This is a genomic window from Streptomyces sp. NPDC005805, assembly GCF_040630445.1.
Taxonomy (GTDB): domain Bacteria; phylum Actinomycetota; class Actinomycetes; order Streptomycetales; family Streptomycetaceae; genus Streptomyces.
Window position 1 is genome coordinate 1 of the sequence record NZ_JBEXXN010000045.1, and the last position, 26,378, is coordinate 26,378.

Consider the following 26,378-nt stretch of genomic DNA (forward strand, 5'->3'; position numbering starts at 1 on the left):
AGGTGGGCCGCGTTCTCGACCACCTTCTCCTCGGCCATGACCCGGATGGTGGCGACGGCCGCCGCGCAGGCCAGCGGGTGCCCGGAGTAGGTGAGGCCGCCCGGGTAGGGGCGGCGGTCGAAGGTGGCGGCGATCCGCTCGGAGATCGCGACGCCGCCGAGCGGCACATAGCCCGAGTTGACGCCCTTGGCGAAGGTCATCAGGTCCGGCACCACGCCGAAGTGCTCGGCGGCGAACCACTTGCCTGTACGGCCGAAGCCCGCCATGACCTCGTCCAGGACGAAGACGATCCCGTACCGGTCGCAGATCTCGCGGACGCCGGCGAGGTAGCCCGGCGGCGGGGTCATGATGCCCGCGGTGCCCGGCACGGTCTCCAGCACGATCGCGGCGATGGTCCCCGGCCCCTCGAAGGCGATCGTGTCCTCCAGGTGCGCGAGGGCGCGGGCGCACTCCTCCTCCTCGGTCGCCGAGTAGAACGGCGAGCGGTAGAGGAACGGCCCCCAGAAGTGGACGACGCCGGCCGAGGCGGTGTCGCTCGCCCAGCGGCGCGGGTCACCGGTGATGTTGATCGCGGTCGCGGTGCCGCCGTGGTACGAGCGGTACGCGGAGAGGATCTTGGGACGGCCGGTGTGCAGCCGGGCCATCCGCACGGCGTGCTCGACCGCCTCGGCGCCGCCGTTGGTGAAGAAGATCTTGTCGAGGTCGCCGGGGGTCCGCTCGGCGATCAGCCGGGCCGCCTCGGAACGCGCCTCGACGGCGAAGGCGGGGGCGAAGGTCGCGAGCCGGCCCGCCTGCTCCTGGATCGCCGCGACGACCTTCGGGTGCTGGTACCCGATGTTGGTGTAGACGAGGCCGCTGGTGAAGTCGAGGTAGCGGTTCCCGTCGTAGTCCCAGAAGTGCGCCCCCTCGGCGCCGGCGACGGCGAGCGGGTCGATCAGGCCCTGGGCGGACCAGGAGTGGAACACGTGCGCGCGGTCCGCCGCCTTGACGGCGGCGCCGGTCTGCGGATCGGCATGAGGGGTCATGCGGGCCAGCGTAAGGAAGGGGTCCGGGGACCGACATGGCCACCCTGTCGGGGGGTGGGGCGCATATCTGGGCAGGGTGTCGGCCGTCGCGGGGCCCGTCGGCCGTCGCGGGGCCGGGCGTCGGCGGCGTCGACCCCGATCCATTGACAGCATGCTGCCATGATGGCAGTCTGCTGTCATCGGCTCGATACGACGGGCCGGCACCGAGGGCCGACACCGAGGAGAGCGCCATGACCGGCAGCAGCGCCCACGGCAGTACCGTCCATCTGGCCGTCTACGACACCTTCGCCGACTGGGAGACCGGCCACACCACGGCGCATCTCACGCAGAACGGATTCACCGTGCGCACGGTCGGCCTCACCACCGGCCCGGTCACCACCATGGGCGGGCTCCGCGTCCAGCCCGATCTCGCCCTGGCGGACCTGTCCCCCGCCGACAGCTCCCTGCTGATCCTCACGGGCGCGGCCCTGTGGGACACCGGGGACGCGCTCGCGCCGTTCGCCGCCGCCGCGCGTACCTTCCTGGCGGCCGGCGTCCCGGTCGCGGCGATCTGCGGGGCGACGGCCGGGCTCGCCCGCGAGGGCCTGCTCGACGACCGCGCGCACACCAGCGCCGTCTCCTTCTACCTCGCGGCCACCGGCTACGGGGGCGGCGAGCGCTATGTGGAGGCGGACGCGTTCACGGACGGCGACCTGATCACCGCCGGGCCGACCGAGCCCGTCGCCCTGGCCCGGGAGGTCTTCGCACGGCTGGGCGTGTACGAGGGCGAGAAGCTGGACGCCTGGTACCGCCTGTTCCACGACTCGGACCCGTCGGCGTACGAGGTCCTGTCCGCGTGAGCGAGCACCACACCACCGGCACGGACGCCACCACGGACGCCACCACGGGCGGGCCGGGCGCGTCCCCCGCCGACGCGACCACGGCGCCGGGCGCCAGCGGGCCAGAGCCGGGCGCTCCCGATCCGCGGGAGCTGCTGACCCGCACCGCCCTCGGGGTCTTCCGGCTGAACGGCCGCTTCCTCTCCGTCTCGGACGGGCTCGCCCGCGCGGGCGGGCTCACCGCCGCCCGCTGGCAGGTCCTCGGCGCGGTGCTCCGCGCCCCCCAGTCCGTCGCGGGCATCGCCCGCGCCATGGGGATCACCCGCCAGAGCGTGCAGCGCGTCGCGGACGTCCTGGTCGGGCAGGGCCTCGCCGAGTACCGGGAGAACCCCGCCCACCGCCGCGCCAAGCTCCTGCACGCCACCGAGCGCGGCCGGGACGCGGTCCGCAGCATCGACCCGGGCCACGCGGCCCTGGCAGACCGCCTGTTGACCGCCCTCGGCCCGGCCGCCTTCGCCGAGACCGCGGACGTCCTGGAGCGCCTGGCGCGGGCGATGGAGGAGATCGAGGCGGAGGGGCCGCCGGACGGCCCCTCCGCCGGGGTCAACGGCCCCTCCCCCGGGATTACTTGAGGTAGACCAGGCCGTCCGTGGTGATCGTCGGGCGTCCCGAGGTCCCCACCACGACGATCTTCACCGTGTGCTTGGCGCTGCTGGACCAGGACTTGGTCCAGATCGCGTCCCGGTACTTGGTGGTCGCGGACTTGAGGTCGACCGTGGTGGCCTTCACCCCGTCCACGTAGATGTGGGCCTGCCCGGAGGTCGCCGCGCGGGAGACCACCCAGGAGACCGACCGACCGGTGAAGGTCCAGCTCAGGCTGGCGTTCTTGGCCGAGCTGGAGAGGGACTTGCCGCCCAGGTAGCTGCCGGAGGAGCGGCTCGTCCAGGTGCCGCCGCGGGTGGCGGAGGTCTCCTGGAGGATCACCGGCGTACCGGCGACGGAGGCCGAGGCGGTGTTCCCGGCCCGGTCGTGGGCGGTCAGCTTCCAGGTGGTGGCCACCGCGGGCTTGGCGGAGTGCGCGGCGCTGAGCACGGTCGGCCCGTAGGTCCGGGCCGGGGCCGCCAGCCGGACCTCCTTCAGCGAACCGCTGTCGGCCGCCTTCCAGCTCAGTGTCACGGGGACGGCGGCGGCCTCGACCGTGCCGGTCCGCAGGGCGAGGGCGGGCTTGCCGGGGAAGGTGGGCGCGGTCGTCTCGGCCACCACCGTGAGCGGAGCCGTGGTCGCCGTCCGGCCGGACTGGTGGACCGCCCGGACCGCGAGCTGGTGGCTGCCCGCCGTGAGGGTCGCCTTCGCGGACAGCACGTTCGGAGCCGTGGTCGCGACGACCTTGCCGCCGACCAGCAGCTCGTACCGCTTGACCAGCGAACTCGGCGTCTCCGCCGACCAGTTCACGGTGACGGCGGAACGCGTCCAGTAGGTGGACCCGGCGGCCTGCGCGTCCGTCACGGAGGTGATCGCCAGCCCCGACACGGGCCCGCCGGCCAGGGTGCGCAGAGCGCCGAGCCGGCTGGAGAAGGCGTTGCCGGGGCACTGCGTGTTGTAGCCGTCCCGGTGCCCGTGGATCGTGGGCAGCGTCAGCTTCGCCCCGCTCGCCCAGGTCTTGCCCGCGTAGCTGCGTCCGGCGGCGCCCGCCGTCAGCGTCGTGGTGCCGGCCGGGTCCACGCCGTACTGGCCGAGCTTCCACGCGGCGACGCGCGCCACCGCGGTCATCGCCGCCTGCGCCGGGGCGGTGTCGGTGTAGGTGCCGAGGACGGAGATTCCGGTCGTCTCGGCGTTGAAGCCGTAGGCGTGCGCGCCCATCACCGGCCGGTCCACACCGCCCTTGCGGCCCTCGTACACCGTGCCGCACTTGTCGACCAGGAAGTTGTAGCCGATGTCCTTCCAGCCCAACTGCCGTACGTGGTACGCGTAGATGCCGCGCACCACGGCCGGGGCCTGGGCGCAGGTGTAGCTGTTCGACTCGGCGGTGTGGTGGACCACGACCGCCTTGATCCTCTCCCCGGGCAGATAGCCGGGGGCCTCCGGGCTGATCGACTCGTCCGCGCCCCAGCCCGCGCGGCTGGTGATCGCCGGCTTCGGCACGGTGGACGGCGGGGCCGGCGGCACGCTGACCGTCGGCGAGGGCACGGGCGTGGAGACCGAGGGGGACGGTGCCGGGGTCGGCGCGGCCGACGGCGAGGCGGGCACGCTCGGCGAGGCGGTCGGCGCGGACTCGGTGGGCGACGGCTCCGCCGGTTCGGAGGGGTCACCCGGTCCGGGCGACGGCTCCGGGGAAACGGGGTCGGAGGGCGTCGGCTCCGGGTCCGAGGGCGACGGGCTCGCGCTCTCGTCGCCGTCCGAGGCGAACGCGGCCGGGGCCATACCGCCCCGGCCCGGGTCGATCATGTCCAGGCGCAGGCCGTCCGGCAGACCGGCGGTCGCGCCGCCCCCGGAGCGGACCCGCACCTCGACGCCGTCCGACGGGCCCACCCAGGCGGGCTCGGTGCCGCCGCGGGCGGCTCCGCTCTCGCCCTGGCCGCTGTCCGCCTCCAGCCGCAACCACGGCGACCACGCACCGGACCCGACCGCACGGGTCCGGGCCTCGACCGTGCCCGTGACGCCGGCCTCCGGGTCGGCCCAGGTGACGCCGAGCATGCTGAACGGCTCGGTGCCGGACCGGGCCAGGGAGGCGCTGCGCCCCTGGTCGGCCGTCTTCAGCGGCCGGGTGTGCGCCTCCGCGCGCACCGGCCCCGGCCGTCCGTCCGCCGCCGCGGGCCGGGCTCCCCCGTCCCCCGATGCCTGCACGACCAGCACCCCGGTCACACAGGTGACGGCGACGGCCGCCGTCACCCAGATACGACGCCGCTTCACGCAGCCCCACCCCTTGTGTCGTTGTCGGGACCGGTCCCGTCCGCCCCACGCGGCACAGCCCTCCCAGGCCCCTCACCCGAGAACGTACACCGGTCCTTCGCACGACCCCCGTATGCGCATCCCCCGGAAGCGCATACGGGGGCGAGTTGGGGGTATGCGTACCTGATTGCGCAGGGGGTGTGCCGGGGATGCCGTCCCGCTCAGCCCCAGGTCGCGGACTGGATGCTCCGGAAGTCCCGCCGCTCCTGCGCCGACCCGATCCAGCGGGCGGCCACCAGGACCACCAGACTGACGCCGATGACGCCCAGTCCGAGGCCGGGGTCGTCGAACTCCACGATGCTGGTGACCCGGCGGGCGTCCCCGGGCGGCGCGGCCGCCCCCGGTACCGCTCCGGCACCCGAACTCGCGCCCGTCGCCGGGGCCGTGCCGGTGCCGTTCCCGGTGTCCCGGCCGGTGCCCTCACCCGCGGCCGCTCCGTCGCCCGGTGCGCCCGCGGCCGCGCCCGCCTCGCCGTCCGCGCCGGCCGCCTCGCCCGTTCCGCCGTCCGCCGCTCCGGTGCCGTCGCCCGCCCCGGTGCCGTCCGGCCCGGCCGCCGGGGTGACGCCCGCGAGGCGGACGCCCAGGTCCTCCAGGGCGGAGGTGACCGGCTGGAAGTAGGTGGTGCCGCCGGTGTCGCAGTCCCCGTCGCCGCCCGAGGTCAGCCCGATCGCCAGCCCCTCGGAGAACAGCGGGCCCCCGCTGTCGCCCGGTTCGGCGCAGACCGTGGTCTCGATCAGCCCGGTGACCGTGCCCTCGGGGTAGTTGACGGTCGCGTTCACGGCGGTCACCCGGCCGGTGCGGAAGCCGGTGGTGCTGCCGCTGCGGAAGACCTGGGCGCCGACGGTCGCGTCCGCCGTGCCGACGATACGGACCCCGCGCCCCTGGCCGATGGCGACCACGTTGGTGAGGTCGGCCGCCGCGTCGCTGCCGTAGCGCACCAGGGAGTAGTCGGTGCCCGGGAAGGCGGACGCGGTCGTCGTGCCGAGCAGGCCCTCCGACTGGCCGCCGCCGCCCCGGAACCATGCCGTGCCCTGCGGCCCGCAGTGCCCGGCGGTGAGGATGAACGCGTCCTGCCCGTCGGTCACATTGAAGCCGGCCGAGCAACGGCGCTGGTCGCCGACGATGGAGGAGGCGCCGTTGACCCGGGTGGTGAAGGAGCCCGTGGTCCGCTCCATCCGGACGAAGTCGCCGATGCTCTCGGCGAGTCCGGTCATCCGGGACCAGTCGCCGGAGGAGACGGTGCGGTCGGCCCGGACCCGGACCTCGTTGGACGCGTAGTCCACCGCCCACGCGGTCCCGGGCACCCGGGGCGCGGTCCGCAGCGACTCGGTGGCCTCGCGCAGCCGGTCCGCGCTGTGCCGGACGAGCCGGGGCTCCGCACCGGCCTCGCGCACCTCGTCCGCCGCGTCCGGGTCGGTGACGGCGACGACGGTCCGCCCGTCGGCGGCGGTCCAGCTGCCCGCCGTGCGCCCGGTGCCGAGCCGGTCGACCAGGGCGGTGACGGGTGCGGCCTGCCGCGTCCCGCCGCCCGGGTCGGGGTCGGCGGCGAAGGCGCCGGTGGTGATCAGGCCGCCGCAGACGAGCCCGCCGGCGGCCGCCAGACGCACCAGGCGCCGCAGGTTCCGTCGTGCGTGCTTCATGCGCGGCCCCAAGGTCCTCGTCGTGCGGGTGCGGTGCGGGCCGGTGCGGCCCGGCCGGGTGCGGGTCCGGTCGGGCCGGTCCGCTCCGGTGCGTTGTCGTCCGTCTCGTCCGTTCCATACGCGTCCGGGGGCCGGGGCGTTCAGCCCCGGTGGCCGGACCCGCCCCGAGCGCCCCGCACGCGGCGTGAACACGCCACCACGGCCCCGGGCCCCCTGTGCGAGGATCGCGGGCGTGGACGCCCTGACTCCCGACGACCCGGCCGCGATCGGCCCGTTCCGTCTCATCGGCCGGCTCGGCACCGGCGGCATGGGACGGGTGTTCCTGGCGCGCTCCGAGGGCGGCCGCGCGGTCGCCGTGAAGGTGGTCCACGCGCAGCTCGCCGAACAGGAGGAGTTCCGGCGGCGGTTCGCCCGCGAGGTGGCCGCGCTGGAGCGCGTCGGCGGCGCCGGAACCGCCCCCGTCATCGACTCCGACACCGAGGCGACGGCCCCCTGGGTGGCGCTCGCCTATGTCCCCGGCCCGTCCCTGCGCGATGTCGTCGGCGAGGAGTTCGGCCCCCTGCCGCCGCCGACCGTGCGGGCGCTCGCGGGCCGTCTCGCCGAGGCGCTGACCCATATCCACGCGGCCGGGCTCGTGCACCGCGATCTGAAGCCGTCCAACATCCTGCTGACCGTGGACGGGCCGCGCGTCATCGACTTCGGCATCGCGCGGGCCGTGGACACCGTCACCGACGGCGGACTCACGGGCACCGGCGCGGTGGTCGGCTCCCCCGGCTTCATGTCCCCCGAGCAGGTGCGCGGCGAGAAGCTGACCCCCGCGTCCGACGTCTTCTGCCTGGGCGCGGTCCTCGCCTACGCGGCCACCGGGACACCCCCGTTCGGGTCGGCGGACAGCGGCGCGCACGCCACCATGTTCCGTATCGCGCACGACGAACCGGACCTCACCGGCCTGCCGTCCGAACTCGCGCCCCTGGTACGCGCCTGCCTGGACAAGGACCCGTCCCGGCGTCCGCCCGCCTCGGTGCTCGCGGCCGGGGAGCAGGGTCCGGCCGGGGCCTGGCTGCCCGCGGACGTCCTCGCCCGGGTCGGCCGCAGCGCCGCGCGGGTACTGGACGCGGACACCCCGGTGCCGGGCTCGGACCGGGGCCCGCACGATCCGACCCCGCCGGCCGGCAGCCGTGACGCCGACGCGGGCGGTCCGCACGAGCCCGGAAGCGGGTCCCGCCCGGCCCGGCGGCGCGGCCGGGTCCTCGCCGCGGCGGCCCTCGCGCTGGCGCTCGCCGGTGCGGGCACGGCCGTCGCCCTGTGGCCCGACGGCGGCGCCACCGGGCCCGACGGCGACGCCAAGCGCCCGGCCGGCGCCTCGCGTACCTCCGGCGCGGTGCCCGAGGTCTTCCTCGGCGCCTGGGAGGGCGTACTCGACGGTTCGGCCGAGGCCCCGCGCTCGACCGGCCGCATCGAGATCGGCCAGGGCGAGCAGGGCGAGAAGACGGCCGTGTATGTGACCGTCACCGGTGAACGCCTGTGCATGGGCCGGTCCGTGCTGGTCTCCGCGGACGCCGACCGGATCGTCTTCGGCGAGAGCGATGTGACCGTGAGCGTCCCGGAGAAGCAGTGCACCCCGGCCGCGCACCAGAGTCTCACCGTCCGCTCCCCCGACGTGCTGGAGTGGACCTCCGGCACGGTCACCGCCACCTTCCGCAAGGCGGGCGCGGGCCCGGAGGCGGTCCCGGCGAAGTACGTCGGCACCTGGATCGAGGACGAGACGGGCCCGGAGTGGGACGGCGGCCAGGCGGACCTCTTCGAGCGCCGCGTCACGGTCACCCAGGGCCCGGTCGGCTCCGCCGTGGTCCGCTACGACACGGTGTTCCCGCGCACGGACGACGAGACGGGCGAGCCGGCCGGCGGCAGCATGAACTGCGCGTCCACCGCGGTCCTCGGCGGCGTCGGCAACCTCCTGGTCGTCGGCCCGCCCGTCCCCGACCGCAAGGCGTCCGACGCCGACTGCCCCTGGGACGCGGCCTCCCAGAACCTGCGCACCGACCGCTTCGACGGGCGGGAGCGGCTGCTGCTGTACGGGATGAGCGCGGACGGGGAGCCGGGCGAGTACGTCCGCCGCTAGGGGGTGCCCGCCGGGCCGGGTCCCGGCTCCTGGCGCCGGCAGAGGAGAGCGGCGAGTTGCCGGTCATTCGCCACGCGGCCGCCAAGCGACGGCCTGGCGAGCCGCGACATTCGCGCCCCAGACCCAGGCAAGAAGCGCCATCGCCGACACGCCCAGACCGCAGGCCGCGAGGAACGATCCGGAGAGGGAGGAGGCACCGCCGGACGTCCTCGGATACGCCAGCCACGTTCCGATCAGACAGCCGGCACCGCCCGCCAGGACGAAGGGGACGAGGAGGCTCCACGCCGCGGTGCCCCAGTAGATCCGCCGGTTTCCCGAAAGCGTGCTGACGGGGGCCAGGGCACGTCCGTTGCGCAGGAACTCGACGGTGCCGCTCACGACCGATGCGCCTGTCAGGACAAGGATTCCGACGACCCCGAAGAACCCGATCCACAGTCCGTGGGCCTTCGTGGTCTCACTGGTGACGAGCCATTCACCACCCGGCGTGTGGATGAACGCTCCTTCGGTGAAGGATCGGTAGGACAGCTGCTTCAGCGCGGGTAGGGACAGGTCGCGTCCGTCGGCAGATACGAGAATCGTGTCGGACGCTTCCCTGCTGGCGCTCCGGGACGCCTCGCGCACGGTGACAGCGTCGGACCCCAACCCGTGCCAAGCGGTGATCTCGCGGACCCGAGGGTCCCGGGGCACGCCCTTCAGTGCGATTCCTCGTCGATCACAGGGCAGTTGGAGGGCGGCCAGCCCCTGGCACGTTCCCTGAAGGGTGGTGGTGTTCCGGTCGAGGTCCGTAAGGAGGTGGACCGCGTGCACCCCGCGGGGCAGAGCTCGAACGAATGCGTCCATCTGCCGGGGAGCCGCGTCACTGCTAGTCCTGACGAAGAGCGCGCTGCTGCCCACCCGGTCGGCGGTCGCCTGCGCGGCCCTGACTGGTTCTCCGAACAAGCCCTGCCAGGCCACGACTTGGATCAGGATGCCGAGGGAGACCACGACTCCGGCCGTCATCCTGGCCACGGGGCCAGGGTGGGCGAACATGCGCTGTCCGGCCACCAGAAGCCCTGGGCGACCGAGCCGGCGGCCGGCTCTGCTCATCCGGCGTCCGAGCCGGGCGGTGAGGACGGCGACGGCGGCGGGGAGGGTGGCCAGCGTGCCGGCCGCGCCGAACCAGTTGGTCAGCACGTTCCCGGCCGTCCCCGTGGGGAAGAGTTCCGGTCCGCGCACAGCAACGAGCAGGAACACCGGACACAGGACAGCCCACCCCGTCAGCGAGCGGCGGCCCCCCGCAGGCCGGTTGCCCTTGTGCCGCACGCGGACCAGGCGTCCCGCGGCGACCGAGGCGAGGGCGCCCAGCGCGGCCGCCGCCACCACGGCCAGCAGGAACTCCCCCCACCGCGGGCGGAGATCACCCGCGGACACGATGAAGCCCGTCACTGGCAGTCGTACGTCGGTGGCCAAGAATCCGGCCAGCACTGCTGTGGCGAACGCCGAGCCGGCAAGGACCGGCACACTGACCTCGCCCAGGACGATCAGAGCGCGTGACCTTGCCGTGCCGCCCAAGGCGTCCACCAGTGCCGTACGCCGGTCCCGGCTGTGCGAGCCTGAGCGGACGGCCACGACCAGGAGAACCGTGACGGGCAGCAGGACCAGCCCGCCCAGCATCACCTGGAACACCCACTCGGGCTGGGCGTAGGAGAGCTGCCCCGGGTTGATCGGGAGGGCGCGGGGCGGACGGCCGTAGCCCACGACGGAATCCAGCGCGTCCAGCGGAAGGTCTGCCCGCGGACGGACGTAAGCCAGGAGTTCGTCCGGTGACTGCAGCCCTTCGGCGCCGATCTGTCCTACTGCCCGTCCGTAACGGGAGGAGATCCCGTCGTCGGCTCCGATCTGTCGCAAGCGGGGGGAGAGCACGGCTTCTCCCGGGGCCGGCCACGCGGAGAGGCCGGGAGGGAGCGGTGCGTCCGGGGCCGTCGGCGCGATGAGAATGACATAGAAGGTCCCGCTGCCGGGAACATGGTCCTGGGATGTGGACCACCGGACCTTGGCGGGCAGATCAGGACGGTCTTCCCGCGTGATCGGGTTGCGTGCCACGCCCCGCTCGTCCTGGCCCTGGTAGGTGGCGTGGACAGCGACCATGGCGGCGATACCCAGCGCAAGAGCGACAGTGGCCGCCATCAGCGCGACGAACCGGATACGCCCGGCCTCAGCGCCGCGGCATGCGGCCCACCCCACCCGCATCAGCTGCCGGCTCACCGCACGCTCTCTCACCGGGGCCCCGTTCCCGTGCTGTTCGCGGCGGACAGCGCACGGCCGGTCAGGACGAGGGTCCTATCGGCCCGCAAGGCGATGTCGCGGTCATGCGTGACGACGAGCAGCCCGCAATCGTGGCGGGCCGGCATGCCGAACAGGAGGTCGGCCACACGGTCCCGGGTCCCGGCGTCCACAGCGCCTGTCGGCTCGTCGGCAAGCAGGAGCACAGGAAAGTTGATCAGGGCCCGTGCCACCGCGGTGCGTTGGCGTTCGCCCCCGGACAAGTGCTCGCTGGACTTCGCCGCCGGAACACCCAGCTCGTCCAAGAGGGAAGCCGCCCGGCTGTAGGCGTCACGTCGCGGCACCCCGGCGAGCAGAGCGGCCAAGGCGACGTTGTCCACGGGAGACAACTCGGGGAGCAGTTCCCCGAATTGGAACACCATGCCGATGTGCCCGCTGCGGTAACGGGCCAGGGACGAGCCGCGCAGGGCCGCGATGTCGATGCCCGCCACCTCGACGACTCCCGCGTCAGGCCGGATCAGCCCCAGGACGCAGGAGAGCAGGGTGCTCTTCCCCGAACCGCTCGGGCCGGTGACGGCCACCGACTCGCCTGCCTGGACCTCCAGACTCAGCGACTCGAACAGCCGTTGGCCTCCCATGGCGTGGTCAAGCCCTCTGACGTGCAGCACAGGTTCGCTCATGTCTCCCGAAGCCCCGGTCTCGCTGTTCGTGAGCCCGCCCGACTTCTTCGGTTGGACGGGAAATGGGGGGCGGCGCCTGAGCGCCGCCCCTGCCGTGTCAGGTCAGGCCTGCCACCTACCTCCACCATCCCGTGCAGGTGTCGGGGAAGAAGTTCACGGCCACGCAGGCCTGCAGGTTGGTCACGGGGTTGCCGGTGTCGTGGCTGCTGGTGACCCTGGTGCCGTTGCCCCGGCTGTTGCGCAGTTCCAGGTTCCGGTTGTACTTCCGGTGGTAGTCGGCGTACACCTCACGGTCGTCGGCCTTGACGTCGCTTACGGCGATCGCACCGTTGGCGCCGTAGCTGTGGGCCACGACAGCGGGATTGCTCATACGCATGTCGACGGCGAAGGCCGGTGAAGCGCCGAGGATCGCGATACCGGTAAGGGCCGCGACGCCGAATCTCTTGGTCCTGGACATGTTCTGGGTTCCCCTCCATTGGCCTGTATAGGACGTCACCACTGAGCGGCGCACCCAACCGGCCCCACCACGGACAGCCCGCTCCTCCCGGCCATGAGCCGTGCGAACGTGCGCTGTGGCCGAACCGGCAGGCAATCGGTTCCCCCGCCGCTACTTGGGGTGATCGTCACGTCTTGACCCAGGGGTGGCAACGGACATACCAACCGGTGACTTGAACAGGGCTTTCAGGTTGAACACCCCTGTGGCTTCGCGGATGTGACCTGCGCGGTCACCAAACGGAACCTCGCGGAACTGCCATCACGGCAGGGGAGCGCAGTGTTACCGGCCGATTGCGAACCGACGCTCCGGCCTTCTCGCAACGAGCGGCGATATCGGACATGTACCGAAGCAGCGCTTCGTGCTCCCGCGCTGAATCTTGACTTGATCGACACCGGGCGTCGTGTACCGCACCCGTCGCGGTACGGGCCGCTTCGCACATCCCCGCGTCGGTGCGCGGATCGCCGTGCACGGCTCACTACGCTGGCGCGCGTGCGTCGTGACGAGGAGCCGGGCCGGGACCGGGAACCGGACCGTGACGAGGGGCCGGGCGGGGAGCCGGGCGGGGCGCGGGCCGAGGGCGCCGGGCCGTTCACGACCCGGCTGACATGGCGCAGCGCCGAGGGCGGCACCGCCGTGTGGGAGTCACGGGCGGTGCGCAAGCTGGGGGCGCTCACCGTCCGGGCGGCGCACGAGGCGGAGGCCGTACTGCGGCCCGCCGACCGGCGCACCCTGGCCCGGCTGCGGCTGCTCAACGCCCTCGCCGCGATCACCTTCACCGCCGGCGGGGCCCTGTTCGCCGCCGGGGCCTCGCTCGCGATCGCCGCGCCCGGGGAGGTGATCGCCACCACGGTCACGTACTTCACCGGCGGGATGTTCTTCAACACCGGCGGCTATGTCTCCCTCCTCCAGACCCTGAACGCGCCGCGCCGCTCGGCCGACGGGGACCGGCTGGAGCCGGTGCCCTGGCGCTGGTGGAGCTATGAGCCGATGCGGATCGACTGGCTCGGCACCTTCCTGCTGTTCGTCGGGACCCTGGTGTTCGGCGTCAACCTGCTGGACTCCTTCCTCCAGGGTCTGACCACCCAGCAGGCGGCCCGTCTGGTGTGGGCGCCGGACGTCATCGGCTGTGTGCTCTTCCTGATCTCCGGCCAACTGGCCCTCGCGGAGGTCTGCCACGGCCGCTCGGGCATCCGGGTGCACGACCTCGGCTGGTGGATCGTGGCCGTGAACCTGGCGGGCTCGGCGCTGTTCATGCTGGCCGCCGTCGCCGACCTGGTCACCCCGGGCTCCGAGTCGACCGTGAGCCTGGCGGTCGCCAACTGGGGCACTCTGGCGGGTGCGTTGTGTTTCGCCGGGGCGGGCGTCCTCCAGGGCTTCGAGCACCCCTGACCCGGCGCGTCCGCCCCGGAGGGGCCCGGGCCCACCGCGGCCCGCGGTCGCGCCGCCGGTGCGGTGTCCGGCTGCCCGGCCGTCAGCGCCCCACGGCCACCAGCCCCGCCCAGAGCGCCGGGTCCGCCGGATCACGGCCCGAGGCCCGCAGCGCGCCCAGCAGTTCGGCCGCGAGCCGCCCCACGTCGGCCGGCAGGCCGTCCGGCGGCTCATGAGCGGGGCCGAGCATCCAGAGCTGGGCCCGGCGCAGTGCCTCCGCCGGTGGGCGGCCCGCGCGCAGCCAGTGATGGAACAGCAGGTCGACCAGGGCGGTCGCGTGCAGCCGCACCCGCCACAGCGACCCCAGCACGGACGACGCACCGCCGGCCAGGAACGCGGCCGCCATCGTGAACGCCTCGTCGTGCTGGCGGCGCGGCAGGCTGTTCATGCACGAGGCCAGCGAGACGCAGAGCCCCGGCCCCGTCGCCGGCACCGGGAACCGCTGTGCCGCGATGGTCTGGACGGACAGGCGGTCGATGCCCCCGGCGGCGGGCGCCCCGTCCTGCCCGGGGACCGTGCCGAAGGCGAGATGCGAGCGCCAGCTGTCCGCCGGGTCGGCCATCAGGTGCGCGGAGACGTCGACGATGCCGTGCCGGAGAGCGGCGCGCCGGATCTCGTCCAGGATCTCCGCGGGGCGCGTCGTGCCGTCCGGCGGGCGCGCCCGGCCACCGGACGGCCGGCCGGACTCCGGGGCCAGCAGCCGGGGGTCCGGGTACAACCGGTGCAGCGCTCTGCTGGAGGAGATCCGGGCCTCCGCCCCGGTGAGTCCGAGGACCAGCAGCGCGGAGTCCCGGGCCCGGACGGCGGGCCGCCCCGCGGCCGCGGCGAACATCCGGGCGGAGGGAGCGGTGGACAGCACCAGCCGGTCGACCGCCCGGCACGGTCGGCCGTCCGCACGCTCCGGCAACCGGGCCGCGCTCCAGGGCACCGCGGCCAGCGGCCCCAGGGGCACCAGCACCAGACGCGGTACGCCGTCCGCCGCGGCGGACCGCCCCGTCACGCGGAGCAGGGGCTCCACCACGGCCCGGCCCGCCCAGTCGCACAACTCCTCCAGTCGAGCCCGCCAGGCGTGCTCGACCGCCTCGGAACGCGGGGCGGAGAGCAGCAGTTCCAGCGCGCCCGTATAGGCGTCCAGAGGGGCGGAATCGGCGAGTCCGCTCAGGCTGGTCCACCGTACGCGGCCGTCCCTCCCGACGCGCAGGGCGCCACCGGAGGCGGGCGAGTTCTGCGTCGGCAGCAGGTACACGAGTTCGTCGTTCCCCGTCGCGGCGAGCGCCGTCGCGATCCCGGGCACCGTGACGGTGGCCAACAGGGCGCCCAGGGAGCCGCTTTCCTCCAGCGCCGCCCGGACCCGGGCGCCGAGCCGCTCCGGCAGGGGGTGCTCGGTGTACGAGTCCCAGACGTCACCGGCGGCACCCTCCGCGACGGCCGCCCCGCCCCCGGCCCGGTCCGGGCGGGCGGCCGCTTCGCGCCAGAGGCGCCACTCCTCGGCCAGGTCCGCGCGGCCCAGCCCGGCCAGGGCGCGCCGCACGTCGACCGTGGCCATCTCCGTGTGCAGGGCGAGCGCCCGGCCGCGCTCCAACGCCTCCACCGCCTCCGCCAGTGCGCCGTCCGCCACGCACCAGCCGGCGACCTCGCGCGAGAGCGCCCCCGCACGGTCCGCGGTGAGGACCGCGTCGGCGGCGACCTCCTGCACCAGCGCCCGCCGGGCCAGCAGGCCGAGGGCCTCCCGTCCCACCCGGCGGGAGCGCTCGCGGCCGGCCCCGTCCCGCCCGCCGGCGGCCGCGGGGGGCGGCTGCCCGGTCCGCGCGGCCCGCAGGAGCAGTCCGGCGAGCCCGGCCACCGGAGCATCCCCCGAACGGTGGGCCCGGGCCAGCTGCATCCGCAGATCCACGGCGGGGGTGTCCACCGCGTCCGGCCGGGCCGCCACGGCCTCCTCCATCTGCCGCAGTATGCGGGAGCGGTCCACCGCCCCCGCCCCGCCGGCACCGGTGGAGGACAGCAGCGTCCCGGCGTAGAGGTGGACGGCGCGCACCGTCTCCCGGAACGGCGGCCGGGCCGCCACGTCGGGCCGCTCCGCCAGCCGGGCGATGCCCTCCGCGTGCGCGCGGACGACGGCCGCCGGCGCCTTCTCCGACCAGGCGCCGACGAACGAGGCGATGTGCAGCATCAGTTCCCGTCCGGCGTGCTGCGGGGACCGCTCGTCGGTCCGGGCCAGCGCGTCGGCCAGGACCGTACGGGCCTCCGCCAGCAGTGCGTTCCGCTCGGCACCGCCCGGGCCGGAACCGTCGAGGGAGGCGGCGGCCATGAGCAGCGACCAGCCCAGGGTGTGCTGGACCAGGGCCGGCACTTCGGGGCTGTGGTCCTCCCGCGCGGCGGCCAGGGTCCGCGCCCGGTCCGCGCACCGGCGCAGCAGCTCATGGGTGCGGGCAGCGTGCCCGGTCCGGTCCTGGGCGGGGGTGGCCTCGTCGCCGGTGCCGGTGCAGTCCGCGTCGTCGGCCCCCGCGTGGTAGTGGAACGCGGTGTGGACCTGCGCGAAGACCGAGTCCAGGACCAGCCGGTGCAGGGGGTCGGCCACGCGCCGGGCCCGCGCCCGGCGCAGCATGGCGAGGGCGGCGCGGGTGTCGCCCAGCGCGCCCTCCCCGGAGCCGCGCCGGGCCAGCAGCTGCACGAAGGCGAGGTCGACCGACGGCGTCAGCGGGTGCCCCGCGGGAAGCAGGCCGCGGACACCGTCCAGTTCATGGACGACGGCGGCGACCTCGCGGTCCCGGACCGACCAGGTGCCGATCACCTGCGTACGCGCCAGGGCTCGCGCCGCCAGGGCCTCCGGCCACTCCGGGGCGGCGGGGTCCATCGTGCGTACGGCGTGCTCCAGTGCCCGGACCGCGTCCTGGAGGCCCAGCCCGTCGACGCTCTCGCCCACCGTGATCGCCCGTAGCAGCTCCGCGCCGTAACGAGCGGCTGCCAGGGGGTCGTTCGGTGCCGCCTGCCACACCGCGCGGTGCCGCAGGGCGAGTTCCGCCGCGTCGGTGGCGCGGGCCGCGTCCCCGCCGGTGCTCACCTGGGTGGCGAGCGCCGCCTCGGCCGCGCGCATCAGGGCCCGCTGTCCGTCGTCCAGGCGGCCGTCCACGGCCAGCCGCCCCGCCGTCTCCCGTGCGGCCTCCGCCTCACCGGGGCTGTCGCCGCCGTACTCGGCGACGCGTTGCGCCAGGACGACGTACCGGAACATCCACTCGTCCCGCCGCAGGTCGTCCTCCGGGAGCAGGCGCAGCGCCCGCCGCATCAGGTCCTGGTGCAGGATCCTGCACCGCACGAACCGTTCGGGGGCCTCCGCCGGGGGGATGCCGTCGCGCCGGGCCGCGAGCGTCCGGCGGATGTGGTCCGCCGACTCGTGCACCATATGCGCCAGTTCCAGCAGATCGAGGTGGGCGTCCCTCGTCCCGGCATCGGTCAGGGGCGGCTCGGTGCGCTGCCGTGCCGCGCGGAGCAGTCTGCGGCAGGGGGCCAGGCAGTCGGTGGCCCGCGCCAGCCACTCGTCGAGCAGCCGCGCCACGGCCGCCGAGGGGACGGCCCCGGCGACGGCCCGTGCGCAGGCGTCCGCCACCGCCCGCACCGTCTCGTGCCAGTCGTTCAGCTCCCCGACGGGATCCTCCGGGCCGCGGGCGGGCAGCCGGGTGAGGCGCGCGGCACGGTCCGAGGCGGCGCGGAGTACGGTCTCCAGATCGCTGCCCCCGCCGGGCCGGCGTTCGGGGTGGGTGTAGTCGATCACCGGGCGGGGGGCTCCTCGGGCGGCGGGCGTTCGAAGGTGACCTGCGGTGCCGGGTGGTCGGTGCGCCGGAGGTAGGCGGTGAACGCCGTGCCGGTCTTCCTCTCGTCCCCGGTGCTCCCGGGCAGCGGCCACGCGACGGAGGCGTAGAGGGCGTCGCGGTGGCGCAGCAGGGCCGCCTCCACGGTGTCGGTGTACTCGTCCACACCGTTGCCCAGTCCGGCGAGGAGCAGCACGGCGACCAGGGCGCCGCCGAGAGCGGCGAGCGCGGCGGGCCAGAGGGGGACGCGGTCCAGCAGGGCGAGCGGCGGGACGGCGACGGCGGTGAGCGCCGCCCAGATCAGATTGCGGGCCCGGCCGAGCACCACGTCCGAGGCCCGCTCCAGGTCGCGGCGGGCGGGTTCGTCGCAGATCTGCTGGAGCAGCGGCCAGCAGAGGTTCACGTCCAACCGGTGGCGCCCGAGGACGCGTTCGCTCATGGCGGCGAAACTGTCCCCGGTCCTGGTCGGCGCGGTCAGCATGTCCTGCTCCGGGCGCCGGTGCAGCCGCCGGCGGGCCTCGGCGACGGCACGGCTCTTCCCGGCTCCGTCCCTCCGGGCGGTGAGCCGCCGCTTCGCGCGCACCCGCCGGTCCACCTGCCGCTCGACCAGGCGGGCGACCGGCCCGGTCACCGGCAGCGCGGTGCCGGCCAGGAGGTGGACGAGCGGGCCCGCGAGGGCGATCACCACCAGGGAGGCGCCGCTCGCCGCGACGACCGCGAGCACGCCGAGGGCGGCCAGCGCCAGGGGTTCACCGCTGCCGGCGTCGCACGCCACGGCGGTGAGGCCGGAGCCCGGGCAGCGGGCGGCGGGTGGCCGCCAGGGGCGCAGCAGCAGCACGACCACGGCGACGAAGGCGTACGCGCCGCCGCTGATGAGCGCGGTCCAGCGCTTCGCCGGTCCCGAAGCGAGCGCCGAGATGATCCCCACGGTCCTCCTCCCCCTGCGTCCGCCGTCCCCACCCGGCCCCGGCAGGGGCCGCCCGGTTCAGCTCCGCGGGCTCCGCGGCCTGCGCGGCTGGTAGGTGAGGTCCTCTCCGCACGCGCACACGGTGCTGCCGTCCTGCGTGAAGTCCATGCTGCCCGGCACATCGGCGTCGCAACGCCCTTCGGTCCGTGCGCACTGCCAGCTGAACGGTGGCCCGCCCACGCCCTGGGCCGGTGGCGCGAGAGCGAGTTCGCCGTCCGCCGCCCCGAGGTCGAGCGGCTCGTCGCCACCGAAGTAGTCGTCTTCCCCGTCGTTCCCGCGCTGTCCCATCCGAACTCCCCGGCCCCCCACGGCTGCTGTACGCCGAGCAGGATCGCACTGTAGCCCGGTGGCGGACGCGCGGCTCTTGAAGCGGAGCAACTCAGCCGAAGGGCCGTCCCGGTTCAGCGGGAACCGGCCAAGGACGGCCGGAACCGGCCCTGTTGAGTAGAGGCGGGACTGCCGCTTGAGTACCGGTACTCAGGCTGCGGCGATCACCGCGGACGACAGTGGGGGCAGACCGAACGACCGACAGGAGACGACCGTGACCACCCCCCTGACCCCTCTGACCAGCAGCTCCCGCCCCGCCGCCCGTCCCGCCGGCGGCCCCTCACGCCGCCGCCGGGTCCGCGCCGCCGCGGGTGCCGCGCTCACGGGAGCGGTCGCGGTCGTGGCCCTGACCGGCTGCTCCGGCCTCTCCTTCCGGGACGACATCTGCGGCGGGGGCGAGTACCCCGTCCTCTCGGTCGGCGGGACCGGTTCCGCCTGCGTCAAGGACGGGGAGAAGGTCCCGGAGGGGTACACGCGCTACCCCGAGGGCAAGGTGCCGCAGCAGGTCGACGACGAGTGGGACGTGTACTGGGACACGCACACCGTCGACGAGGACGGCAAGACCGTCGAGGTCCCCGAGGCGCCCGCTGCGGGGTGAGCCCGCGGTCAGTCCTCCTTGGTGTTGGGCATCACCTTGATGACCTTGCCCTGGGCATCGGCCTCCAGGTAACCGCTCTGGCTGTACGCGTTCGACAGGTAGACCTTCATGTTCTTGGGGTCGCCGAACGTCGGGTCGTCCCCCTCGACGAGGAGATAGCGCGACTTCACGTCCTTCACATTGAGCTTCTTGTCCGCCTGCTTGAGCAGGCCGGGGACGGCGTCCCAGTTGAAGTCGTCGATGCCGAAGGGGCTTTCGAGCGGCGTCACCGAGCCACTGATGATGCCCTTTTTCGCCCCCTCACCCGCCCGGTAGGTCCAGCTGTCGTAGCGGCTCTTGCTGCCCTTGAGCATGACGCTGGCCGAGACGTGCTCCGGGTAGACCGAGAACCGGGCCATCCGGTCCGAGCCCGAGGCCTCCTTCAGCGCCTTCACGGCGGTGCGAATGCCGTCCGGGGTCAGCAGGTCCTCGGGGGCGTCGTCGCCGCCGTCCCCGACCGGCTCGGTGCCGCTGTCGTCGCCGACCGGGTCTGTGCCGCCCGAGACCGAGGGCACCGGGCTGCGAAGGCCGGAGGCCACCGGGTCCGGGGACTTCTTTTCGCGGTCGGGGAGAGCACTCCACACCACGACGCCCGCGGTCAGGAGGGCGACCACCGTCACCGCGACCGAGAGCCGGCGCCGCAGGGCCCGTTCGCGCCGCTGCGCCGACCCCGGGGCGCCCAGCACGACCCCGGCCTCGCCGGACGGCCCCACCCAGCGAGTGGGACCGGCCGGGTACGGCGTCGGCGCGCCCGGGGACGGCACGCCACCGGACGGCGTCCAGGGCTCCTGGGCGGGTCCGGCCGGCGACCCCCCGCCGGACGGCGGGCCGAAACCCGGCGAGGGCAGGGGCGCGTACGGTGCGGGCGGGGAGCCGGCGGACGCTCCGGACGCTCCGGCCGTGCGTCCCGGCGGCGCGAGGGGGTACGAGGTGATCCCGCCGTCCCCGTTCGCCGCGGGCGGCTCCGCGCCCCCGGCCGCGGTGGCGAGCAGCCCGTCCACGGCCTCCACGCCCGCACGCGCCGCCGGGTCCTTCACCAGGACGGCGGCGAGCACCGGCGCGAGCACGCCCGCCCGCCGCGGCGGCGGCAGCTCCTCGCTGAGCACGGCCGCGAGCGTGGCGAGGGTGGTGCCCCTGCGCAGCGGGTGGTCCCCCTCGACGGCGACGTACAGCATCATCGCCAGCGACCACAGGTCCGACTCCGGCCCGCCGTCGGCGCCGGAGATGCGCTCGGGGGCCATGTAGTCGGGGGTGCCGATGATGGAGCCGGTCACGGTGAGCGCGGTCGACTCACGGATGGCCGCGATGCCGAAATCAGTGAGGACGGGGCGGCCGTCGGGGCGTAGCAGCACGTTCGCGGGCTTCACGTCCCGGTGCTGGATGCCGGCCGCGTGCGCGGCGCGCAGCGCGGCGAGCACCTCGCGGCCGAGCCGGGCGGCCTCTCTCGGCTCCATCGGTCCGTGCGCGAGCCGGTCGGCGAGGGAGCCGCCGGTCACCAGCTCCATCACCAGCCAGGGGTAGGCGTGCTCGCCGCCGTCCACGACGTGGTGGATGGTGACCACGTTCGGGTGGTCGACCCGGGCCAGCGCTCGGGCCTCGCGCAGCACCCGCTCGCGGAGCATGGCCGCCGCCCCGGGGTCGTACTCGGCGAGCCCGGGATCGGGCGGGCGCACCTCCTTGAGCGCCACGGCCCGGTCCAGTACCAGGTCGCGCGCTCGCCACACCATGCCCATACCGCCGCCTCCGAGCCGTGCCTCCAGCTCGAAGCGACCGTCGATCACCCGTATCCCGGGCTCCCCCTCGCTCATGCCCGGATGGTACGAGACAACGACGACAACCGGCCCCACACCCCTCGAATCCCACTCACTCCCCCGCCCCCCACCGTCGGCCCGCCCCGGTTACCGGTCGGTTCGGGACGTCACCCTTCCGGGCGATCGCCTGGCGGATCAGTTTCAAAGTAATTTGAAACACATGAGTCCCGAGAGCGCGGCCGTGAACTTCTCCGAGCTGGTGAACAAGAACAAGCAGACGCTGGCCAGACTCAAGCAGACCCAGCGACTGCTGCTGCACCGTCGCGACGGCGAGGATCTCGTCCTCACCACCGCGGCACGAGCAGAGCAGGACCGGACCGTGGTCGCGGCCGCCACCCGCATGCTGGCGGCCCTGGCACGGCGCGAGCCGGGAAGCACGGAGTTTCTGCTCGACATCCTGCCGGACGCGTTCCCGTGGGTCCGCTTCCTGCCCGAGGCGGACGTCCACGCGTTCGCGGTCGAGCTGGTCGAGACGATGCGCGCGGCGGACTCGGTCGACAACAACGCATCCGTCGCTCAGCTCCTCGTCGCCTGGCAGCACACCGCCGAGGTGTACTCCGATCCCGAGTTGCTCGCCGCGCTCACCGCGGATCACGACACCGACTACGGCCCGGTCCCGGACCCCCGGAGCCTCACATGAGCGGCCGCCCGCGGCGACCGCGCCGCGCCCCCCCCGCACCGGCCGGCCAGTGGGAGGTCCGCTTCTCCGACGCCGCCGCAGCCAAGGGCTGGGAGAGCCTGGCCCAGCAGGCCCGTGAGAACACGTACAAGGCGTGGGTCGTCATACGGACCGATCCCCGGCCGAGGACCGAGACACCCCGGCACCACAGGCTCAAAGGCGGACTGGCGCACGTCATGTACCGCGGGCAGACCTGTGAGCAGTGGCAGATCGAGGTGACCAGCGGTGGACGCGTCTGGTACCTGGTGGACACCGCCCGCGAGACATGCTGGATCACATTCGCCGGGGCGGGCCACCCTCGGGCCACGGACCGCCGCTGACCCGCCCCCCACACGCCGACGGCCCGCCCCCGGGAGCAGGTGTCCCCGGGAGCGGGCCGTCGGTGCGGTGGACGGGCGGGCTAGAGGAAGGAGTTGATCTCGATCGTCTCCGTGCGGCCCGGGCCCACGCCGATCGCGGAGATCGGGGCGCCGGACATGTCCTCCAGGGCCTTCACGTACGCCTGCGCGTTCTTCGGCAGGTCGGCGAAGGTCTTGGCCTTGGTGATGTCCTCGGACCAGCCCGGCAGGGTCTCGTAGATCGGCTTCGCGTGGTGGAAGTCCGTCTGCGAGTAGGGCAGTTCCTCGACCCGCTTGCCGTCGATCTCGTACGCGACGCAGACCGGGATCTGCTCCCAGCCGGTGAGCACGTCCAGCTTGGTGAGGAAGAAGTCGGTCAGGCCGTTGACCCGGGTCGCGTAGCGGGCGATCACCGCGTCGAACCAGCCGCAGCGGCGGTCGCGGCCGGTGGTGACGCCGCGCTCGCCGCCGATGCGGCGCAGCGCCTCCCCGTCCTCGTCGAACAGCTCCGTCGGGAACGGGCCGGCGCCGACGCGGGTGGTGTACGCCTTGAGGATGCCGATGACCCGGCTGATCTTCGTCGGACCCACGCCCGCGCCCGTGCAGGCGCCGCCCGCGGTCGGGTTGCTGGAGGTCACGAAGGGGTACGTGCCGTGGTCGACGTCGAGCAGGGTGCCCTGGCCGCCCTCGAAGAGGACGACCTTGCCCTCGTCGATCGCGTTGTTCAGGATCAGCGTGGTGTCCGCGACGTACGGACGGATCTGCTCCGCGTACTGGAGCATCTCCTCGACGATCTTCTCGGCCTCGATGGCGCGCCGGTTGAAGACCTTGGTCAGCAGCTGGTTCTTGGTGTCGAGGGCCGCCTCGACCTTCTGCTGGAGGATCGACTCGTCGTACAGGTCCTGCACGCGGATACCGGTGCGGTTGATCTTGTCCGCGTACGTCGGGCCGATGCCGCGCCCGGTCGTGCCGATCTTGCGCTTCCCGAGGAACCGTTCCGTCACCTTGTCGACGGTGACGTTGTACGGGGTGATCAGATGCGCGTTACCGCTGATCAGCAGCTTGGACGTGTCGACGCCGCGGTCGTTCAGCCCGCTCAGCTCGGAGAGCAGAACCGCCGGGTCCACGACGACACCGTTGCCGATGACCGGAGTGCATCCGGGCGAGAGGATTCCGGAAGGGAGGAGGTGGAGCGCATACTTCTGGTCACCGACGACCACCGTGTGGCCCGCGTTGTTGCCACCCTGATAGCGCACCACATAGTCCACGGAACCACCGAGCAGGTCAGTGGCCTTTCCCTTGCCTTCGTCACCCCACTGAGCACCGAGCAGCACAAGTGCGGGCACAGGCGTACACCCCTTCCGGGCGGGGCAAGACCAAGGTCAGGGGGCCTGAGCCGTGCCTGAGTCTTCGGACCGGTTGCCCCGGAATAGACGAAGCCCCTGGCGCAATAGCGCAAGGGGCTCTTGCACAAAGATGCTACCCGAGGAAGGACCGAGGTGTCGGCTCACGACCAGCTACTGGTGGTCATCGACCCGGTCGCCCGCCGAACGGACGGCGAATCCGTGCGTATCGCGAAGGATGTGCTGTGCGGTGGGTCGGAGGCGAAAATCTGTCTTCCCGAGGGACCCGAGGAGTTCGCCCGCGCACTCGCCCGGCGCGGGCCGAGGCGGCCGGTCGTGGTCGGCGACGACCGGGCCCTGCTGCGCGCGGTCGCCCTGCTGCACCGCGACCGCTGGCTCGGGGACGGCGCGCTGGCCGTCGTCCCGGTCGGGGCGTCCGTGCAGCTCGCGCAGTCGCTGGGCGTCCCGGCGGGCGCGGTCGCCGCGGCCCGCGCGGTCCTCGACGGGGCGGTCCGCCGGCTCGATCTGCTCGTCGACGAGTCGGACGGCGTCGTCCTCGGCGGGCTGACCATCCCCGCCCTGCGCTCCGCCGCCCGGGCCGAGGCGTCGGTGTGGAACGCGGCCCGCTCCCTGGTGCGCACCCTGGTCCGCCCGGCCCCGCCGGCCCCCGCCCCGCCCCGGCCGCAGCGCCTGCGCGTGGAGGCGGACGGCGTCCTGCTCGCGGACCTGGACGAGCCGGTGGACGCGGTGTCCGTCCGGGCGGGCCGGGACGGCCGCGCCGAGGTCGTCGTCCGCCGGGCCTCCGACCCGGACCCGGTCCGCGCCGACGCGCTCACGGTCACCGTCTCCGGCCCGGACTTCCGCTACCGGGCCGACGCGCATGTCACCGGCCCGGTCCGCACCCGCACCTGGACCCTGCGTCCGGGGGCGTGGGGGCTCACCCTGCCGGTCACCTGACCGGGCGGGGACGCCGCGCGGGAGGGGCTAGGGGGTCTAGGGTTCCCGGCAGATCAAGGGCGGACAGGGGTGGGGCGCCGTGAACGGTGAACCGGGCAGAGCGGTCGCGGCGGGCAGTGGACCGAGCGGCGCGGACGGGGCGCCCACCGCGGACCGGGGCTTCGCGCACGCACCCGTCCCGGCCCCCGCGCCGGCCGACCCCCGGACCGCCGGGGCACTGCGGGCCTACCGTCGCCGGGCCGGGCGGCTGGTGCTCGGCGGCGCGCTGGTCGCCGTGGCCGTGGCGGCGGCGATGGCGGCCGGGGTCGCGGAGCCCGTCGGGCAGCTCATGGCCCCGGTCATCACGTTCTCCCTGATGGCGTGTGCCATCGGGCTCGGCTCGCTCGCCGTCGCCCGGCGGATGGCGGCCGCGCTCGGTGCCGGACCCTGGCGTGCGTGCGCCGCCCGGGCCGTGCCGCAGGGCCTGCAGGCCGCCGGGGTCGTGCTCGCCGACCCCGTCACCGGCGAGCTGCTGCCGCTGCGGGTGGTGGCGCTCCAGCAGCGCTACCCCGTGGCCGACCCGGGCCCCGCCGGGGTGCTGTGGTGGTGCGGCGACGCCCGGCGCGGGGGCGTTCTGGCCCCGCCCGGCGGCGGGTCGCTGATCTGGGCCCGCCCGGTCCGTGGGCGCCGGGAGCGGCTGCGGTACGCACGGGTCGCGGAGGCCCGGGGCATGCCGGTGCCCGCGCCGTGAAACGCCCGCCGCCGTGGCCGGGTCAGACGGAGGACTCCAACGCCCCCCGCCGCCGGACGTCCAGCGTCGCGCAGTGGAAGGAGCCGCCGAACGGCGCGTAGTGGAGGAGGTCGCACGGGATCGGCTCGAAGCCCCACTGTTCGAGGGCGCGGAGCATGCCCGTGTGGTGGCGTTCGGCGATCACCCGGGTCTCGTCGATCATCAGGACGTTCATGCTGAGCCACTTGCCGCACATCGAGGTGATCCCCAGCAGGCGCTCGTCGATCGGGTCGGGCTCCGGGGCGACCAGGATCTCCCAGGAGTCCAGGACGGCGGGCAGCCGGTCGGGGTCCACGTACTCCGGGTTGATCAGTGCCCGGCCCGGTGCGAGGGGGACGAAGGTCGTGTCGATGTGCATCGGCGCGGGGCAGCGGCTCTCGATCTCGTGGACGTGGTAGCCGGGGCCGAGGTGGCGGCGCAGCCAGTCGATGCCCGAGCGGTTGGTGACATTGCTGCGGGTGACGAAGAGGTCCCGGCCGGCCCGGACGAAGTCCGCCGCGTCGAAGACCGGCTCGAACTCGGTGAGGATGCGGCGGACGGGCTCGCCCTCCCCGGCGGGACGGAAGTCCGGCTCGAAGAGCTCCTCGGTGAGCTGCGGCCTCGGCGCGGCCGTCCAGCGCGCGCCGCGCCGGAACCAGTCCTTGAGCAGCCGCCGGTAGGAGTGGGTCTCGAAGTACCGGCAGGGCCAGGCCATCGGCGTCTCGATGATCTCGTCACCGATCACCAGCAGGCTGTCGCGCGGGCAGGTGTTGCAGAAGCCGCGCGAGGACCAGTCGGGGGTGGCGAAGCGCCGGCCGTGGTCGACGGCGTCCGGGCGGACGACCGTGACATCGAGTGAGCGCAGCAGGGCGATGAAGCCGTCGAGTTCCTCCTGCGCCGGTTCGACCAGCCGGCCCGGATAGGCGAAGCCCGCGGCCATGCCCTGGAGGCGGGCCGCCCAGGGCGGCATGTTGCAGGCCACGACGGGGTGCCGGGAGGGGATCGTCGCGCCGTCGAGCCGCCCGACGACGACCTCCTCCAGCGGGTCCCACTCGTTGTGCGAGCCGACCGGGGCGGTGGACGGCTCGGCGGCGGCCGTCGCGCGGGTGTCGTCGGTGTCCGGGCGGGGACCGGGGTCCGTTTCCGTGTCGGGTAGGACGGCCATGGTGGACGCCTTCCGCTCGGGTGGGGCGCGTGCCCCGGGTGCAACCTTTACCCGAACATTGCGTACCCGTTGAAATCCCTTTAAAGCGGGCGAACCATATGCTTCTCCGCTTTTCAGGCGTCGGGGCCGGGCCCCTGCACCCCCGTGCCCCCGGCGCCATCCGTACCGCCCGCAGCGCCC

General features: G+C 74.3%; 21 protein-coding genes. 9 read left to right on the forward strand and 12 right to left on the reverse strand.

The genetic code is table 11. The annotated features are described in order from the left end of the window. Positions 1-1,025: aminotransferase class III-fold pyridoxal phosphate-dependent enzyme (locus ABZ457_RS22335; protein WP_359159831.1), on the reverse strand; the 1,025-nt coding region annotated here is incomplete at its 3' end. A gap of 230 nt (positions 1,026-1,255) precedes the next feature. On the opposite strand from ABZ457_RS22335, the gene ABZ457_RS22340 reads away from it, so the two are divergent. Continuing rightward, positions 1,256-1,864, forward strand: a complete 609-nt coding sequence (locus ABZ457_RS22340) for a DJ-1/PfpI family protein (protein WP_359159833.1) — start codon at positions 1,256-1,258, stop codon at positions 1,862-1,864. Next, on the forward strand, positions 1,861-2,475 hold the full coding sequence (locus ABZ457_RS22345; RefSeq protein WP_359159835.1) for a MarR family winged helix-turn-helix transcriptional regulator: 615 nt from the start codon (positions 1,861-1,863) through the stop codon (positions 2,473-2,475). The genes ABZ457_RS22340 and ABZ457_RS22345 overlap by 4 nt, the downstream gene beginning before the upstream one ends. Here ABZ457_RS22345 and ABZ457_RS22350 read toward each other — a convergent pair. Continuing rightward, positions 2,468-4,732: an N-acetylmuramoyl-L-alanine amidase gene (locus tag ABZ457_RS22350; protein ID WP_359159916.1), complete on the reverse strand. Its 2,265-nt coding sequence runs from the start codon at positions 4,730-4,732 to the stop codon at positions 2,468-2,470. The two genes, ABZ457_RS22345 and ABZ457_RS22350, sit on opposite strands and share 8 nt — an antisense overlap. A 221-nt stretch (positions 4,733-4,953) precedes the next feature. Further along, the gene (locus tag ABZ457_RS22355) at positions 4,954-6,432 is read right to left on the reverse strand and encodes a S1 family peptidase (RefSeq protein WP_359159837.1); all 1,479 of its coding nucleotides are present in this window, start codon (positions 6,430-6,432) and stop codon (positions 4,954-4,956) included. A gap of 232 nt (positions 6,433-6,664) precedes the next feature. On the opposite strand from ABZ457_RS22355, the gene ABZ457_RS22360 reads away from it, so the two are divergent. After that, positions 6,665-8,554 (forward strand): serine/threonine-protein kinase, encoded by a 1,890-nt coding sequence (locus tag ABZ457_RS22360; RefSeq protein ID WP_359159839.1) that lies wholly within the window; start codon positions 6,665-6,667, stop codon positions 8,552-8,554. 63 nt (positions 8,555-8,617) lie between these two features. Here the strand turns inward: ABZ457_RS22360 and ABZ457_RS22365 are convergent, their stop codons facing one another. The 3 genes from ABZ457_RS22365 to ABZ457_RS22375 all read right to left on the reverse strand — a co-directional run bounded on the left by ABZ457_RS22365 (position 8,618) and on the right by ABZ457_RS22375 (position 11,953). Next, a complete protein-coding gene (locus ABZ457_RS22365) occupies positions 8,618-10,798 on the reverse strand; it encodes an ABC transporter permease (RefSeq protein ID WP_359159841.1) in 2,181 nt (726 codons plus the stop codon). 11 nt (positions 10,799-10,809) lie between these two features. Continuing rightward, positions 10,810-11,496, reverse strand: coding sequence for an ATP-binding cassette domain-containing protein (locus ABZ457_RS22370; RefSeq protein ID WP_359159843.1), 687 nt, complete (start codon positions 11,494-11,496; stop codon positions 10,810-10,812). 115 nt (positions 11,497-11,611) lie between these two features. Then, positions 11,612-11,953 carry a hypothetical protein gene (locus ABZ457_RS22375; RefSeq protein ID WP_359159845.1) on the reverse strand — a complete coding sequence of 114 codons (342 nt, stop codon included), beginning with the start codon at positions 11,951-11,953 and terminating at the stop codon, positions 11,612-11,614. A 528-nt stretch (positions 11,954-12,481) separates the two neighbouring features. On the opposite strand from ABZ457_RS22375, the gene ABZ457_RS22380 reads away from it, so the two are divergent. After that, positions 12,482-13,381 (forward strand): hypothetical protein, encoded by a 900-nt coding sequence (locus ABZ457_RS22380; RefSeq protein ID WP_359159847.1) that lies wholly within the window; start codon positions 12,482-12,484, stop codon positions 13,379-13,381. Between the two features lie 82 nt (positions 13,382-13,463). On the opposite strand, the gene ABZ457_RS22385 is transcribed toward ABZ457_RS22380, so the two are convergent. From ABZ457_RS22385 to ABZ457_RS22395, 3 genes are read right to left on the reverse strand one after another with little or no spacing between them, the layout of a single operon-like run. Continuing rightward, positions 13,464-17,189: a CHAT domain-containing protein gene (locus ABZ457_RS22385; RefSeq protein ID WP_359159849.1), complete on the reverse strand. Its 3,726-nt coding sequence runs from the start codon at positions 17,187-17,189 to the stop codon at positions 13,464-13,466. Next, positions 17,186-18,154, reverse strand: a complete 969-nt coding sequence (locus ABZ457_RS22390; RefSeq protein ID WP_359159851.1) for a hypothetical protein — start codon at positions 18,152-18,154, stop codon at positions 17,186-17,188. The genes ABZ457_RS22385 and ABZ457_RS22390 overlap by 4 nt, the downstream gene beginning before the upstream one ends. 57 nt (positions 18,155-18,211) lie before the next feature. Continuing rightward, entirely contained in the window at positions 18,212-18,481 is a 270-nt protein-coding gene (locus ABZ457_RS22395; RefSeq protein WP_359159853.1) for a hypothetical protein, read from the reverse strand. Between the two features lie 379 nt (positions 18,482-18,860). Here ABZ457_RS22395 and ABZ457_RS22400 point away from each other — a divergent pair, with 379 nt between their 5' ends. Next, positions 18,861-19,118, forward strand: a complete 258-nt coding sequence (locus ABZ457_RS22400) for a hypothetical protein (RefSeq protein WP_359159918.1) — start codon at positions 18,861-18,863, stop codon at positions 19,116-19,118. 8 nt (positions 19,119-19,126) lie between these two features. Here ABZ457_RS22400 and ABZ457_RS22405 read toward each other — a convergent pair whose 3' ends face one another. Next, positions 19,127-20,965: a serine/threonine-protein kinase gene (locus ABZ457_RS22405; RefSeq protein ID WP_359159855.1), complete on the reverse strand. Its 1,839-nt coding sequence runs from the start codon at positions 20,963-20,965 to the stop codon at positions 19,127-19,129. A gap of 163 nt (positions 20,966-21,128) precedes the next feature. On the opposite strand from ABZ457_RS22405, the gene ABZ457_RS22410 reads away from it, so the two are divergent. Both ABZ457_RS22410 and ABZ457_RS22415 read left to right on the forward strand, forming a co-directional pair. Further along, positions 21,129-21,608, forward strand: a complete 480-nt coding sequence (locus ABZ457_RS22410) for a hypothetical protein (protein WP_359159857.1) — start codon at positions 21,129-21,131, stop codon at positions 21,606-21,608. Further along, the gene (locus tag ABZ457_RS22415) at positions 21,605-21,967 is read left to right on the forward strand and encodes a hypothetical protein (protein ID WP_359159859.1); all 363 of its coding nucleotides are present in this window, start codon (positions 21,605-21,607) and stop codon (positions 21,965-21,967) included. Before ABZ457_RS22410 ends, ABZ457_RS22415 begins: the two co-directional genes overlap by 4 nt. An 80-nt stretch (positions 21,968-22,047) precedes the next feature. On the opposite strand, the gene ABZ457_RS22420 is transcribed toward ABZ457_RS22415, so the two are convergent. Then, the gene (locus tag ABZ457_RS22420; RefSeq protein WP_359159861.1) at positions 22,048-23,331 is read right to left on the reverse strand and encodes an adenylosuccinate synthase; all 1,284 of its coding nucleotides are present in this window, start codon (positions 23,329-23,331) and stop codon (positions 22,048-22,050) included. A gap of 153 nt (positions 23,332-23,484) precedes the next feature. Here ABZ457_RS22420 and ABZ457_RS22425 point away from each other — a divergent pair, with 153 nt between their 5' ends. Together ABZ457_RS22425 and ABZ457_RS22430 are read left to right on the forward strand one after the other, a co-directional pair. After that, positions 23,485-24,285, forward strand: coding sequence for a diacylglycerol kinase (locus tag ABZ457_RS22425; RefSeq protein WP_359159863.1), 801 nt, complete (start codon positions 23,485-23,487; stop codon positions 24,283-24,285). Between the two features lie 79 nt (positions 24,286-24,364). After that, the gene (locus ABZ457_RS22430; RefSeq protein WP_359159865.1) at positions 24,365-25,015 is read left to right on the forward strand and encodes a hypothetical protein; all 651 of its coding nucleotides are present in this window, start codon (positions 24,365-24,367) and stop codon (positions 25,013-25,015) included. 22 nt (positions 25,016-25,037) lie between these two features. Here ABZ457_RS22430 and ABZ457_RS22435 read toward each other — a convergent pair whose 3' ends face one another. Beyond that, entirely contained in the window at positions 25,038-26,198 is a 1,161-nt protein-coding gene (locus ABZ457_RS22435; protein ID WP_359159867.1) for an amidinotransferase, read from the reverse strand. Between the last annotated feature and the right edge of the window lie 180 nt (positions 26,199-26,378).